Genomic DNA, 14642 nt, shown 5'->3' with positions numbered 1-14642 from the left:
ACTGTGACGCGCTGACCTGTGCATCGCCCGCCCGCGACGCTCAAAAGAGTGCCGCCCGACACAGGTCGTCCGCAGCGGCGTCAGAGCCAGTTGATCCGGTTCAACGGCCAGATGATCACTCGGGCCTCGCCGACGACCGACGAGATCGGGACCAGGCCGTTGTCGCGCGAGTCGGACGACTCGCTGCGGTGGTCACCCATCACCCAGATCATCCCGTCCGGGACGGTGATCGGACCGAACGAGCGGTGATCGTCCTGGTAGAGGTAGGTCTCGTTGAGAGGCTGACCGTTGACGATCACCCGGTTCTGGGCGTCGCAGCACTGCACGACATCGCCCGGCGTGCCGATCACACGCTTGATGAGGTCCTCGCGCGGCCAGTTCCCGGTGCCGTGGAACACGACGACGTCGCCCCGGCTCGGGTCGGTGAACCGGTAGGTCACCTTCTCCACCAGGACCCGGTCGTTGGTGCAGGTCGGACAGCCGTGGAGAGTCTTCTCCATCGAGCCCGACGGGATGTAGAAGGACTGCACGAGGAACGCGCGGATCAACAGGGAGAGCACGATCGCCGTCACGATGAGGAACGGCAGCTCTTTGAAGAACGACTTCTTCTTGGGCGGGGCAGAGGTCACTCTCGACAGCCTAGATCGTGCGACGGTAACAGTCGCGTAAAGGGTCAGTTCAGATCGGCCGCATCCGCGGCCCGGCGGCCTTCGTGCCAGCCGTCGAGGTCCTGAATCGCCCGGCTGCGCACGGTTTTGAGCTGCGGGAACAGGTTATCCACAGCCTGTTCAACGGCCTGATTTCTTTCGGCGAGGATGGGGAGCAGGTCGTCGGTGACGACGTCCTGGGCCGTCCGGGTGAGGCGTTCGCCGATCCGGTGCGCGAAGGAGGTGAGGAATGCCTGGCGGAACCGCTTCTTCGAGCCGTTCTTCGGCATCGCCGTGTCCGCCTGGAGCAGCAGCGACGTGTAGAGCAGCTCGACGGCGTCCAAGTCGGCGGGGAAGCCGAGCACCGTGGAGAAACCGAGCTCCGCCTGCCAGACGGCGCGGCAGCGGTTGGCCTCGGCCACCACGTGCAGCAGGGTCGCCTTGGCCTCCTCGTAGGGGTTGTCGACGGGGAGCCGCATCCCGGTGGGGGATCCGCCCTCCTCGACCGAGGCGATGCTGTAGCGCGCCATGATCTCCTGAGCCCGTGCGACCAGCGCTTCGGCCTCGGCGGGGAACTCCGTCGATTCGGCCTTGGCGAGCAGCGCGCGCACACGTCCCAGCGCGGGATGGTCCGCCCGCTCCGCACGCTGTAGCCGGGCGATCCTGGGCAGCTTCCGCAGCGCGCCGACCGTCTCCAGCAGCATGTCCACGCCCTCGAAGCGTTCAATCCCTTCGGTGCGGGCCCAGCGCTCGAACGCGCCGTCGCCGCCGGTCTCCGTGAGGAGCGCGGCGTGGTGCGGGGTGTGGAAGCGCAGGAGGTGGCGGCGGAGGTCGTCGGGCTGCCAGCCGCGGGACTCGGCGGCGGTGCGGGCGTCGGTGAGGGTCGACCAGAGGGCGGGGTAGGCCGCGGGGTCGGCGCCGAGGACGGCGAGGGCGCCGTCACGCCGTCGGAGATCGTCGGTCGTGAGCGCCTCGATTATCAGATGGTGAGGGTCGGTCACCAGACCATCGTCTCATTGGGCTTTTGCGCGCGACCGGTTTGCCCTAGTCTGCCGCGAAGGTCCGGAGATGGTGTGAGGGAGACAACATCGTGCGCAAGATTGCAGTGGTCGGTGCTGTGCTGCTGGGTACGGCTGGAACGGTGGCGCTGAGCGCCCCCAGCGCGTCGGCCGCGAGCAAGTGCTGGGTGGGTTCGTGGAAGGTCACGAGCGCCTCCGCCGACATCAAGTCGCCCGATCTGAACTTCAAGTTCAAGGGCGGCAAGGACATCAAGGTCAAGATTGATAAGAAGGGCAAGGCCTTTTACGACTTCAACGGATCCAAGCCGCTCAAGGGCTCCGGCACGGTCAAGGGCCTGCCCACCTCGGCGGAGCTCTCGCTGACCAAGAAGCTGACCATCGCGAACAAGGTCACCGGCTCGGCCAAGGGCAAGATCACCAGCAGTGTGAAGACGGTCAAGGGCGACGCGAAGCTCACCGTCAAGCCGCTGGTCGGCCCCGCTCAGAGCGCCAGCGTGGTCGCGGCCGTCAAGAAGGGCAACGACTACGGGGTGCTGCCGCGCAAGGCGACCTTCACCTGCAAGGGCAAGACCCTCACGGTGAAGCAGAAGGTCAAGCAGAAGGATCTGACGTCGACCACCGCGTGGACGTTCAAGCGCTCCTGACGCGTCCGCCCCGGACGCACCGTGAGGGTGCGGCCGGGGCGTCGGTCGTTCGAGCGGGAGGTCGGTCGGGGCCCCGGCTCGCGCGATCACGCGAGTGTGGTGAGCCGGGCCTTGGGCGGGTGGGTCAGGCTTCGTCGTCTTCCAGTTCGAGGACGCCGTCGGATTCGCTGATCTCGAGGATGGCCTCGACGGGCTCGACCTCGGAGATCCGGTCGACCAGGTTCAGGACGTCATCGGGGCTGATCATCCAGCGCAGCGCCGACGCCCCTGAGGGGTCGGAATTGATCTGGTCGAGCTGCTCCTGGCGTTCCTGCGCGTCCAGGTCACGGACGCGCAGGTCCTCCAGTGCGGCGGCCTGGAGGGCGTTGACGTCGGGCACCTCGACGATCAGATCGACCGTGACCCGCAGGTAGTGCTCGGCGTAGTCTTCAGAATCACTCACAGTGATGACCCTACTCCGAGCCGCCCGACCCGTTCCGCGCGGCCCAGCTCGCCCACGGGATCTGCCAGAACCCCCAGCCGTTCCGCCAGTCCAGTTTCCGAGCCGTCCCCTTGATGACGATGACGTCACCGCGCAGCGCGCGCCGGTAGAACCACGCGGCGTCGGACGGCGAGACGTTGACGCATCCGTGGCTGACGTTCCGCCGGCCCTGCTCGGCGACCGACCAGGGGGCGGAGTGCACGTACTCGCCGCTCGCGGAGATCCGCACGGCGTGCGCCACCTTCAGGTCGTAGTAGCCCGGATCGCCGGGCCGTTTCCCCGGTGAGACCATCCGTTCCGGGTCGCTCCTGGCCATCGCGAGGTGCACCCCGCTGGTCGTGGTCGTCTCCGGCGTGGTGCCGGAGCCCGCGCTGATCGGGATCTTCCGTACGGTCTTGCCGTTCCGCCGGACGGTCATCCGGTGCCGCCGCACGTCGATCGTGCTGACCAGCGAACGGTCGACGGTGAACGTGCTCGTCCGGTTCGCCGTCCCGTAGGTGCCCGGGCCGGACCGCACCCAGGCCAGACCGGCCCGCAGCGTCACCTTCTGCTGGGGAGCCCAGTACTTCTGCGGCCGGTAGACGACCTGGTCGACCGCGATCCAGCGCCAGGCGCCCGGCTGCCGGGACTCGATCCGCAGCGCGCGTGCGACCGTCGGACGGTCTTCGACCGGCTGGTCGAAAGTCACGATGATCGGCATTCCCACGCCGACCTTCTCGCCGTTCGCGGGCACGATACTTGCGATCTTGAGCTGTCGTTTCACCTCCAGCGTGCGGAACCGTGAGGTGACGGTGGCCCAGCCGAGGCCCCCGGCGCGGGCCGTCACCACATAGGTCCTTCCCGGCCTCAGCGTTCCCGACCGCCACATTCTCCTGTCCGCGGAGAAAGTGCCGCTGACTCCGTCGACCCGTACCTCCTCCAGCAGACCGCGGCTGGCCCGCACCACGATCGGCTGGTCAGGCCGTACCCCTGAGGCCCCCTGGCCTGGAGAGATCGAGATCACCGGGCCGACCGGCAGCGCCTGAGCCGCACCGCCGCCCAAGCCGACCGTCCCCGCCGTCACCATCACAAGAAGTCCGCGCACGGCGCACCACCCTGCTGGCCCGCGCGCCTTCGCGTCCGCCGACCCACCTGTTCATGCCCGCCTCTTCACCGACCCCTGACCCGCGGCCACCGCGGTGGATCAGGTGGGAGCGGGCAGGGAAGCGTGGTCCAGGGCGGCCTGGTCGGCGGCGGCACGGCCTTCGAGCCAGCCCTCATGATTGGTGGGGGAGCCGCCGCGATAGCGCCTGAGCTGCGGGAAGAGCGCGGCGACCGAGCGGTCGACGGCCGCGTTCCGGGTGGCGAGGACCGGCCGCAGATCAGCGCTGGACTCGGCGACGGCCTGCTCGGTGGCCTGCCGGAGCCGCTCACCGATCCGCTGCGCGTACGCCGCGAGAAAGGAGTGCCGGAACGAACGGGTGCGCGACCGGCCGTAGCCGTCCTGCCGGGAGCCGGACCGCAGCATCGCCGCCGTCGCCTGCACCACCAGCGAAGTGAACAGCAGCTCGACGGCCAGCAGATCGCCGGGGAACCCCAGCACGGTGGCCTGGCCCCGTTCGCGATGCCACACCGAACGGCAGCGGTTGGCCTCCGCGACCACATGGAGCAGCATCGCCTTCGGCCCGGCATAGGGCTGCTCGACCAGCACGGACCTGTCGCCCGGATGGCCCGTGCCGACCGTCAGCAGGGCCTCGTCCAGGTTGTACCGGGCGATGAGCTGCTGGGCGCGCGCCGTCAGCGCCTCGGCCTCCTCGGGGAATTCGGTCGATTCGGCCTTGTGCAGCAGCGCTCGCACCTTGTCGAGCATCCTCTGATCCACGCGTTCACCTCGCGGACCACCCTCGCACGTCCCGCCGACAGTTCCGTCCCCGGATCAGACGGTGACGCGTCCGCCGCTGACGTCCAGGGTGACCCCGGTGATCCAGGCGGAGGCGTCGGAGGCGAGGAAGAGGGTCGCGTCCGCGACGTCGGCGGTCTCGCCGAGACGCGGAATCGGGTGCAGGGACGCGACCTTCTCCTGCACTTCAGGCGGCATATGGAGCTCGGTGCGCTCGGTTCGGATCGCCCCGGGAGCGATGCAGTTGACCCGCACCCCGTGGCGCCCGACCTCGTTGGCGACATGCCTGGTCAGCAGGATCACGCCCGCCTTCGCCGCCGAGTAGGCGACAGGAGCGCCCCAGCCGGCGCCGGGCGGGTTGGACGGCGCCCGTCCCGCGCTCGAGGCCATCGTGACCAGTGCGCCAGAACCTCGTTCCTGCAGGCCAGGGAGGAATACCTTGATGGTGAGGAAGGTGGCGGTGAGGTTGCCATCCACGACGGAGTGCCACTCCTGTTCGGTCATCGCGGCGGTCGGGCCTGGCCGGGCGATCCCGCCGCCCGCGAATGCCGCGACCGTGTGGACGGGGCCGAAGCGCTCTTCGACGGCCGTCCGGACGGCTTCGAGGTCGGGCAGCGAGGTGACATCGGCGATCACGCCGATGGCGCGGCCGCCGCCCAGCGCGTTGATCTCCGCGACGGTCGTGTCGAGGGCGGTCTTGTCGCGTCCGACGGCGCATACGTTCGCGCCCTGCGCCGCGAAGGCGCGGGCCGTCGCGGCGCCGATGCCGCGCGATCCGCCGGTGACGACCACGGTCCTGCCTGCGAGTTCGGGATACATCTGGGTTCCGCCTTCCACCTGAGTGGGTACTCACTCATAATGAGTGGGTGCTCAATCAGATGTCAAGCTACGGGTGAGTGCTCACTCATCCCTTAGGCTCTGACCCCGAAGAGGAGGCGAGATGCGGGAACGGATCCTGGCCGCGGCCATCGAGGTGATCAAGGAACGCGGTGTCGTGGGTGCGACCACCAAGGAGATCGCGCGTCGCGCGGGTGTCTCCGAGGGCAGTCTTTACAACTACTTCGACAACAAGACCGCACTGTTCGGTGCGGCTCTGGCCGAGGTCGCCGGCGGTATCCGCGACGCGATGTTCGTCCTGCTCGCGTCCGTCGGCGAGAACACCCTCGAGGACAACCTCGCCGCCCTCGCCGAGGCCGCCGTCCGCTTCTACGGCGAACTCCTGCCGATGACCGGGCCCGCCCTCGGCGATCCCAAGATCCTCGCGTGGCTCCGTGCGGGCGGTCCGGCCGAGGCGGGCTCTGAAGCGGCCAAGCTCGGCGGTCCCGTCGCGGGCCACCGGGCCCTGATCGGCTACCTGGAGGCGGAGCGCGAACAGGGTCGCTTCACGGGCGATCCGGCGTACTTCGCGGCGGCCCTGCTGGGCGCCTGCCAGCAGCACGCCTTCCTCGCCAAGCTCGTCGACCCCGCGGTCATCGCCGAGGGCGCGGGGCTTCCCGCCGAACCGGGCGAATTCGCCCGCGGTCTGGTGCGCTCACTACTCGTCCGACCTGCCTGACCTGGGCGTTGTGGATAACTCGACGGACTAGTCCTTCAGATGGTGCACCCTTGACTCGTGCAAGTCATCGGAGGTCTGGATCTGGACTCACTCGCCGTCGGCGAGCGGTTCCGGCTGTTCAACTTCACCCGCCGCGACGACCATCTCGCCTACCTGTGGGTTCTCCGCGCGATGGACAGGCTCCGCTCCGTCCACCAGGTCAGGGTGCACGCAGGGCAGGTCGGCGCGGCGCTGACCGAGCTGACGGTCGCCCACGGCGCGCTCGCCGAGAGCGGCCCCTGGGAGCGGCTGGACGAGAAGAGCCTGCGCGACCGGCTCGACGCGCTCGCCGAGGACGGCGTCATCCACCGGCTGGAGGACGCCTCGCGCGCCGGCAGCCTCGCCCGCTACCGCAACCGCCAGTCCGTCTACCAGTTCAGTGAGCTGGGCTTCCGCGCCTACATGGCCGTCGAACAGGTCCTCGCCGCGCGGGTGCGTGACGCGAACCTGTCCAAGCTCGTCTTCTCCGAGGTCCTCGAAGATCTGAAGGCGCTGGCCGAGGCCAACCGGTTCGCCGACGGCCCGCAGGTCTACCGCAGGCTGAGCAGGCTCGACGCGGCCATGGAGGACATGACGCGCCGCTCGGCCCAGTTCCATGTGACGCTCGGCGAGATCATCCGCACCACCGACGCCTCACCCGAGGCGTTCCTCACCTACAAGAACGCCCTGCTCGCCCATATGACCGACTTCATGGCCGAGCTCGACGCCCATCTGCCGCGCCTCGACCGGGCCGTCCGCGAAGTGGAGGACACCGGGCGGTACACCCTGCTGTCCCGCGCCGCCGATCACGACGAACGCCCGTTCCTGAGCACGGCGGAGAAGATGGAGGACTGGCAGCGGCGCTGGACGGCGCTGCGCGAATGGTTCTGCGCCCGCGACTCGCGCGCCGCCGACCTGCGTGAATCGACCAGGACGGCCGTGTCCGCGGTCATCGCCCTGCTCCGGCAGATCACCGAGGCTCAGCGCGGCGGCGTCAACCGGGCCACTCAGCTCCGGCATCTCGCCGAATGGGTCTTCAACGCGCCCGACGAGCAGGCCGCGCACGCGCTGATGTCGGCGGCGTTCAACCTGCGGTCGGCCCGGCACATGGGCGGCGCGCACGACGACGACGAGCAGATCTCGGCGAACGCCACCTGGTGGGAGGCGCCGGGCATCGAGCTGTCGATCAGCCTTTTCCGGACGGGCAAGGCGCCCGTCGCGGGCCTGCCGCAGCCCGTCAAGGTGAACCGGGGGATCCGCGGCGAGCTGCGCCGTACGCAGGTCGAGCAGCGCGCGGTCGACAAGGAGGCCGCCGCGCACCTCGCCGAGGAGGGGGCGCACGACAGGGTCCTCGACGACGCCGAGACCAAGGTCCTGCTGCGGCTGATGACCAGGGCGATGGAGGCCAGGACCGTCGTCGCCGGGCAGCTGGAAGGCGGTTCCGGGCGTGACGACGCCACCGTGCTGCGGCTCGTCCCCGCCGAAGCGGGCGCGACGGTCCGCACCCCGCACGGCACCCTCCATCTGCCCGGATTCCGGTTGGAGGTGTCATGAACGGGCCGCACCGGGCGTCGGGCCGACGGGAAATGTCGGAGGCCGCCGCTACCGTTCGTGACATGGAGGCGACCGAACTGGGCGCGTACCAGAACGCCGTGCGGCTGGTGCTCACCCGCGATCTGATCACGGCGTCCCGGCCCAGGCCGGGCGTGCTGGAGCAGGTGCTGCCGCACGCCGACCGGCTCGTCCAGGACTTCCGCGACCTGTTCGGATACCAGCTCATCGCGACGACCCATCTCGTCCGGCTCGTCCGGCGGCTCGACGGGTTCGACGCCACGCAAGGGCAGTTGTTCAGCCGGAACCGGCGGCCGTTCGACCGGCGTCGGCTGGCCTATCTCTGCCTGCTGCTGGGCTCGTTCCAGCGGGCGCGGGTCGAGGTCAGCCTCGCCGACCTGGTCGCGAATCTGACGCCCAGCGCCAACTCGATCGCCGGGCTGGGATTCGAGCCGACTTTCGGCGCGCACAAGGCGGCGTTCGTCGACGCCGTCGACTGGCTGGTCGACCATGGGGCGCTGCGGCTGTCGGACGGGTCGCTCGAATCGTGGGCGCGCGACGAGCGGACCGGCGACGCCCTCTACGACGTCGACCACGAGATCTGCACCGTTCTGTTCAAGCCGGCGCGGCCCGTCCAGCATCTGACCAGCGCGTCCGGGCTGCTCCACCACGGGGTGCCCGATCCGCGGCGCGAGGCGCGGCGGCTGCTGGTCGAGCGGCCCGTCGTCTACTACGCCGAGGTGGCGGCCGAGCTCGTCGAGGTGCTGCCGCAGGTCGCCGACGAACTGTCCCGGTTCACCGGGCTGCCGATCGAGCGCCGCGCTGAAGGGATCATGCTGGCGGATCCTTCGGGGCGGTTCACCGACCGTCCGTTCCCCGGCCAGGGCGGCGCGGTCAACCGGGCCGCCGGGCTGCTGCTCGCCAAGATCGCCGACCTGGTCGAGGAGGGCGAGCTGGGGCGGCTGGCCGTCCAGGAGGATGACGATCTGCTCGCCAGGATCGACTCCGCGCTGCCCGCCGAAGGCGTCGTCGCGGGGCTGGCCTGGGCTCCCGCCGAAGACGAATCCCTCCCTCGCCCGGCCCAGGAGCGCTGGTTCGCCGAACAGACCAGGCTGGAGAAGATCATGGACGAGCTGTACGCCGATCTGGGCGCCGCCTCGTTCACCAGCGCCTGGCAGTCCGACCAGGCCGGGCTGCTCGCCGCGGCCGTCGCCTTCCTCGCCGACCTGCGGCTGCTGCGTCCCGTGCCCGGCGGCGCGCTCGTGCTGCCCGCCGCCTTCCGCTACCGCAACATCACCCTCGCGCTGCCCGACAAGGCCCAGCTGACCCTGGAGGAGACCCCCGCATGACAGAGATCGCCGCCAACCCGGTGCCGTCCCAGGGGCGCGGCTCGGAGGAGTCCGGGCGGTTCAAGCCCGCCCGGGCCGGCGTGATCAACCTGTGGGACTACGTCGACGAGGAGTTCGCGTTCGCCGACGGCCGGCTCGTGCTGCGCGGGCACAACGGCTCGGGCAAGACCAAGGCGCTGGAAGTGCTGTTCCCGTTCATCCTCGACGGCGTGGCCGACGCGCGGCGGCTCGATCCGTTCTCCGGCGACAACCGGACGATGAAGTCGAACCTGCTCTACCGGGGGCAGGAATCCGAACACGGCTACGTGTGGATGGAGTTCGCGCGGCCCGGCGCGACGATCACCCTGGTGATCGGGTTGCGGGCGCACAAGCACCGCGACGGCGTCATCACCTCGTTCTTCGTGACCGGGAAGCGGCTCGGGATCGACTTCGGGCTTCTGCACGTCGACGGGCGTCCGCTCACCGAGCGTCAGCTCCGCGAAACCCTCGAACCGGACGCACACGCCAAGACCGCCACCGAATACCGCGAACTCATCGACAACCGGCTGTTCGGGCTCGGCCGTGAACGGTACGACCAGCTCCTCGATCTGCTGCTGGCGCTGCGACGTCCCCTGCTCGCCAAAGACCTCGACCCTGCGAAGGTGTCGGCGACCCTCACCGCCGGTCTGAGCCCCGTCGACGAGGAGCTGGTCGAGCAGGCCGCGCGGGACTTCGAGAACCTGGCGGCCGTCCAGCATCTCCATGACGATCTGACGTCGGCGCACACGGCCGTCCGGGCGTTCCTGCACCACTACACCCACTATCTGCGGGTGCACGCGCGGTTCCAGCTCGACCGGATCGTCGCCCGGCGCGAACAGGCCGTCCAGCATGGTGCCGGGATCCTCGCCGCCACCACGGAGGCGGCCCGCGCCCGCGCCGCCAAGTCCGCAGCAGAGCAGGCCCGCGCCGCGTCCGACGAAACCCTCGGCCGTCTCCGCTCCCGCCTGTCCACCCTCAAGGACGCCGACGCCTACAAGGCCCAGGGCGATCTCGACCGCCTCCGCCGCCAGGTCGCCGACGACGAGACCCAACTGGCCCGGGACACCGAGCGCCTGGCCCGCTCCCGCCACCACGCCACCGATCTCCGCACCGAGACCGAAGCCGCCTCCGCCCGCCTGACCCACCGCCGCACCACCATCGCCGACCACCGCACCGCCCTCACCCGGGCCGCCCACACCGCCTCCCTTCCCACCGACCCCCTCCCGTCCTCGTCCGACGAGCCCGCCGACGGCACGGGGAGCCCGTCTTCGCGGGAAGGGGTCGCGGGCGTGCTCATGGACGGTGTGCCGGGGGCCGCCGGTGAGGTTTCGGGCGGTGCGCGGCCGGACGGTGGGCGTGCTGACGCGGGGACTAGGGCGGGAATCGTGGCGGAGCTGGCGTCGGTGCGGGCTCGGGCCGTGGCGCGACGCGATGACGTCGCCGCCGTCCAGGAGGCGCTCGGAGTTCGGGCGGCGCGCCAGGAGGATCGGGCACGGGCCGAACAGACGCAGGAGAAGGCCGCCGGTGAGCTGGCGGCGCGTGAAGCGGAGCTCGCCGCAGCGGAAGGCGCGCTGGAAACCGCGCGACGGACGGTGCGAGCAGAGCTGGGCGGCTGGGCCGAACGGTGGCAGCTCACCGAGGCTGAACCGCTGTTCGACGCGTTGACGACCCTCGGCCAACCGGGCGCGCTCACCCTCGGCGAGATCTTCGCCGACCTGTCCGACACCCGCCGCACCGCGCTCATCGAACAGTCCGCCGCGATCAAGCACCGGATCGACGAGATCAGCGCAGAGCTCTCCGCACTCGACGCGGAGCGCACCGAGATCGCCGCCGAACGCGACGACGCCCCCGCCCCCTCACCGCTGCGCCCCGCCGACCGCAAGGACCGTCCCGGCGCACCTTTCTGGCAGCTCGTCCGCTTCGCCGACGACCTCCCCTCCACCGCCGCCGCCTCCCTGGAAGGCGCCCTCCACGCCGCCGGCATCCTCACCGCCTGGCTCCACCCAGACCCCACCACCACCCGAACCGCCCACAGCACCGCCACACCCGACGCCTACCTCCTCCCCACCCCCGACGCCCTCCCTTCGCCCGACGCCACACCCACGAAGAGCAGTTCGACGGCACGGGAAGAGGCCAACGCCTCCGCCCCGGGCGCGATGGCGGAGCGAGGCGCCGATGGCCACCCCTTGGCTGCGGGCCCGGCTCTCGCCGCGCCCTCCCTCTTGCCCGAGGGCTCATCCAAGGAGGGCGAGCCAGTGCCTGGCGAAGCCGATGCCCTCGCCGTGAGCGCGATGGTGGAGGGCCGGGTTCTAGCTGCGCACTCACTCCCGTCCGAGAGGACACCCGCGGAGGGCGGTTCCGGCGGCGATCCGTTGGCGGCGGGGCGGGCCTTCGGTGTGATGCCTGCCTTGCCTGAGCGGGGACGGACGTTGGCGGAGGTGTTGGTTCCGGAGGAACAGGATGTGGTGCCCGCGGCGGTGATCGAAGGGGTGTTGAGGTCGATTCCGCTGGTCGACGGGGAGGACGCGTCGGCTTGGGGGGTCAGTCTGCGTGGGCAGTACTCCTATGGGGTGCATGTCGGGGCGTTGGTGAAGGAACGGCCGGAGTACATCGGGGCGACGTTCCGGGCGCAGCGGCGGAAGGCGCGGATCAGCGAGTGCGATGCGGGCGTGGCGCGGCTCGCGAAGGAGAGGGAAGAGCTGGCCGTCGAGGCCGAGAGGCTGCGGGTCGCGCTCGACGATCTTGGGGCGGCGCGTCGGGAGTTGCCTGACGCGCAGTCGGTGCAGCGGGCACTGGGCGCCGTCGACCGGGTTGCGGCGCTGCTCGGTCGGGTGCGGGGCGAGGTGGGGGAGGCGAAGAAAGCCCTGGACGGGGCCGTCGCCGAACTCGACGCCGCCGGACGCAGGGCGCGGCGGATCGCGGCCGAGCGCGGAATGCCGACCGAACCCGCGGAGATCGCTGAGATCGCGCGCGCCGTCGAGGAGTTCGTCGCGGCGGGCGAGCAGCTCGCCCGCGAGCAGGAGAGCCTGCTGGAAGCCGAGCAGGATCTGCGGGCCAGGCTGGCGACGGTCCAGCGGCTCGAAGAACAGAACGCGGAGGACGCCGAGAACCTCGCCGAGCGAGCCGCGCAGGTGGAGGAGGCGAGGGAACGGCTGAACACGCGGACCGACGCGCTCGGCTCATCCCTCCAGGAGATCCTCCAGCAGATCGCCGAAGCCGAGAAGGAGATCAAGGGCGCTGAACGCGGTCGAGCGCAGCACGACGCCCAGGCCCGTGGCGAGCACGACGCGCTGGTCAAAGCCGAAGCGGCCATCGAACACGGCGGTCGGGCGCTCAGCGAGGCCATGGACGTGCTGCTGGAGCAGATCGTCGCGTTCGAGCCGTTCGCCAGGCCGGATCTGCGTCCCGTCCTGGGGCTGACCCTGACCACGCTCTGGCCGGAGCACTGGGAGCCCGCCGCGGAGGTCGGCGCCCGCGCCGTCGCCGCGATCACCGACGGGACGGAGCCGGGCTTGGCCATCGCGGCGGTGCTGCCCGCAGCCGCGGAGGAGATCATCACGGCGTTCGGCGCGGCGGTGGGGGGCGGCCGGGCGCCGTCCGAGACCCAGCGGAAGAACAGCCGCGACTCCATGTCCGAGGCGTTGAAGGAGTTCAGCGACGCCCTGGACGACTGCGAAGAGGACTACCGGCTCGATCTCGACGCGGGGGACGTCGTCACCGTCCAGGTCATCGACATGGCGGGGCGTGGCTCGGTTTCGGCGTTCGCGGACCGTGTCGCGGGCCGGCTAGGCGAGCAGTCCGTGCTGCTGGAGGAGCGCGAGCGGACCGTCCTGGAGGACGAGCTGCTGAGCGGCCTCGCACAGCAGATCTTCGACCGGGTGCGGGCCGCGAAGGAGCTCGTCAAGGGCATGGACGCCGACACGCGCTCGCGGCCCATGTCGACGGGCAGCACCGTCGGGATCCGGTGGGTGCGTTCGGACAAGCTGGACGACCATCAGCGTGCCGTCGCGACCCTGCTCGGCAAGGACGCGTCGCATCTGGGCGCGTCGGGGCTCGTGGAGCTGCGCGGCCATCTCCGTCAGCTCATCCGCGCGCGCCGCGCCCAGCAGACCCGCGCCACCTATCTGGAGGTGCTGCGCGGTGTCGTCGACTACCGCACCTGGTTCGAGTTCCAGCTCCTGCTCAACGAACCGCACGCCTCGGAACCCGTCCGCCTGACCCGCAGCAAGCATTCGCAGATGTCCGGCGGCGAGAAGTCGGCCGCCATCCACCTGCCGCTGTTCGCCGCCGCCAACGCCCTCTACTCGTCGGCGAAGCCCACCTGCCCCCGCATGATCGCGCTGGACGAGGCGTTCGCGGGCATCGACGACCGCTACAAGCCCGAACTCCTCGGCCTCACCGTCAAGTTCGATCTCGACATGTTCATGACCGGCCACGACCTGTGGGCCAGCTACCCGACCGTCCCGATGGCCGCCCACTACGACATGCACAGCGACAAGGCCTCTCACACGGTCTCCGCCATGCTCGTCCTCTGGGACGGCGCCCAACTCCTCGACGCCGACGCCTCCTACACCGGCAACGAACACCTGGCCACCGCCCTCCTGGGCTTCCCCCCGACCCGCCGCAGCCCCACCGCCGCCGGCCTCCTGGCCCCCCTCCTCGACAACCCCTGACCACCCCCCACCCCTCCCACGAAGGCCCAACGCCGCCCCCTCACCGACCGCGACCCCGGCAACTCCCTGAGAGAAGCCCCATCACCAGAGCCCCGGGCTGCCCTCACCCGCAATCGCCAGCGCGCCGGATGTGGTCTCTGTGATCCCTTGGGGGAGGTGTCGTCACCTGGAGGTCCGGGATGTCGTCGTCCGTGATTGTTTGCGCGGCGGGTGGGGCCTCGGGCGGTGAGGGTGGCGTCGTCAGGGTGCTGGACATGGTCTCTGCGACCTCTTGACGGAGGCATCGGCATCTAGACGCCGGGGGATCGTTACTCGTGATCGTCAGCGTGCCGGGTGCGGCCCCGGTGGCTCTCTGAGGGAGGCGTCGTCACGGGGAGCCGGGGTGTGTCACGCGATCGTTAGCGGACGGGTGCGGAGGGGGCCGCCGGGAATTGGGGCTCGTCACAGCGAGCTCCGGCGGTGTTGGGCGTGGCCCGGCAGTTCCCTTTGGGAGGTGTCGTCATCTGGAGGCTCGGGGTGTTGTCGTCCGTGATTGTTTGCGTGGCGGGTGCGGCCTCGGGCGGTGAGGCTGGTGTCGTCAGGGTGCTGGGCGTGGTCTTTGTGATCCTTTGTGGGAGGCATCGGCATCTGGGTGCCGGGGGATCGTTACTCGCGATCGTCAGCGTGATGGGTTGCGGCCTCGGGCAGCTTTCCGTAGGGGAAGGGGGGTCGTTAGCGCCGGGTGTGGCTTCGACAACTTCCTGGGGGAGCGTCGTCACGAGGAAGCCGGGGCGTTGTCATCTGTGATCGCCGGGGTGGGGGGTGTGGG

The 14642-nt window shown here is 70.3% G+C and carries 11 protein-coding genes; 5 read left to right on the top strand and 6 right to left on the bottom strand.

Features of this window, described 5'->3' with window-relative positions; genetic code table 11:
• Positions 1-80 precede the first annotated feature (80 nt).
• Together lepB and ACYVE7_RS05325 are read right to left on the bottom strand one after the other, a co-directional pair.
• Entirely contained in the window at positions 81-629 is a 549-nt protein-coding gene (gene lepB / locus ACYVE7_RS05330; protein ID WP_460363405.1) for a signal peptidase I, read from the bottom strand.
• Between the two features lie 44 nt (positions 630-673).
• Positions 674-1648, bottom strand: coding sequence for a DUF2786 domain-containing protein (locus tag ACYVE7_RS05325; RefSeq protein ID WP_460363404.1), 975 nt, complete (start codon positions 1646-1648; stop codon positions 674-676).
• An 89-nt stretch (positions 1649-1737) separates the two neighbouring features.
• On the opposite strand from ACYVE7_RS05325, the gene ACYVE7_RS05320 reads away from it, so the two are divergent.
• A complete protein-coding gene (locus tag ACYVE7_RS05320) occupies positions 1738-2310 on the top strand; it encodes a hypothetical protein (protein ID WP_460363403.1) in 573 nt (190 codons plus the stop codon).
• Positions 2311-2434: 124 nt separating this feature from the next.
• Here the strand turns inward: ACYVE7_RS05320 and ACYVE7_RS05315 are convergent, their stop codons facing one another.
• The 4 genes from ACYVE7_RS05315 to ACYVE7_RS05300 form a co-directional block, all read right to left on the bottom strand.
• A complete protein-coding gene (locus ACYVE7_RS05315; RefSeq protein ID WP_460363402.1) occupies positions 2435-2752 on the bottom strand; it encodes a hypothetical protein in 318 nt (105 codons plus the stop codon).
• A gap of 10 nt (positions 2753-2762) precedes the next feature.
• Positions 2763-3875, bottom strand: a complete 1113-nt coding sequence (locus tag ACYVE7_RS05310) for a L,D-transpeptidase (protein ID WP_460363401.1) — start codon at positions 3873-3875, stop codon at positions 2763-2765.
• A 99-nt stretch (positions 3876-3974) separates the two neighbouring features.
• On the bottom strand, positions 3975-4652 hold the full coding sequence (locus ACYVE7_RS05305; RefSeq protein ID WP_460363400.1) for a DUF2786 domain-containing protein: 678 nt from the start codon (positions 4650-4652) through the stop codon (positions 3975-3977).
• Between the two features lie 54 nt (positions 4653-4706).
• Positions 4707-5489, bottom strand: coding sequence for an SDR family NAD(P)-dependent oxidoreductase (locus ACYVE7_RS05300; RefSeq protein WP_460363399.1), 783 nt, complete (start codon positions 5487-5489; stop codon positions 4707-4709).
• Positions 5490-5610: 121 nt separating this feature from the next.
• Between ACYVE7_RS05300 and ACYVE7_RS05295 the strand changes: the two genes are divergently transcribed.
• From ACYVE7_RS05295 to ACYVE7_RS05280, 4 genes are all read left to right on the top strand, one after another.
• Positions 5611-6225, top strand: a complete 615-nt coding sequence (locus ACYVE7_RS05295; RefSeq protein ID WP_460363398.1) for a TetR/AcrR family transcriptional regulator — start codon at positions 5611-5613, stop codon at positions 6223-6225.
• A 57-nt stretch (positions 6226-6282) separates the two neighbouring features.
• Complete coding sequence (locus ACYVE7_RS05290) at positions 6283-7797, top strand: TIGR02677 family protein (RefSeq protein WP_460363397.1); 1515 nt, start codon at positions 6283-6285, stop codon at positions 7795-7797.
• Positions 7798-7859: 62 nt separating this feature from the next.
• Positions 7860-9143: a DUF2398 family protein gene (locus ACYVE7_RS05285; protein WP_460363396.1), complete on the top strand. Its 1284-nt coding sequence runs from the start codon at positions 7860-7862 to the stop codon at positions 9141-9143.
• Positions 9140-13834, top strand: a complete 4695-nt coding sequence (locus ACYVE7_RS05280; RefSeq protein WP_460363395.1) for an SbcC/MukB-like Walker B domain-containing protein — start codon at positions 9140-9142, stop codon at positions 13832-13834. The genes ACYVE7_RS05285 and ACYVE7_RS05280 overlap by 4 nt, the downstream gene beginning before the upstream one ends.
• Positions 13835-14642 lie beyond the last annotated feature (808 nt).

The organism is Actinocorallia lasiicapitis (assembly GCF_054778695.1).
This window is presented reverse-complemented; position numbering and strand designations above follow the sequence as displayed.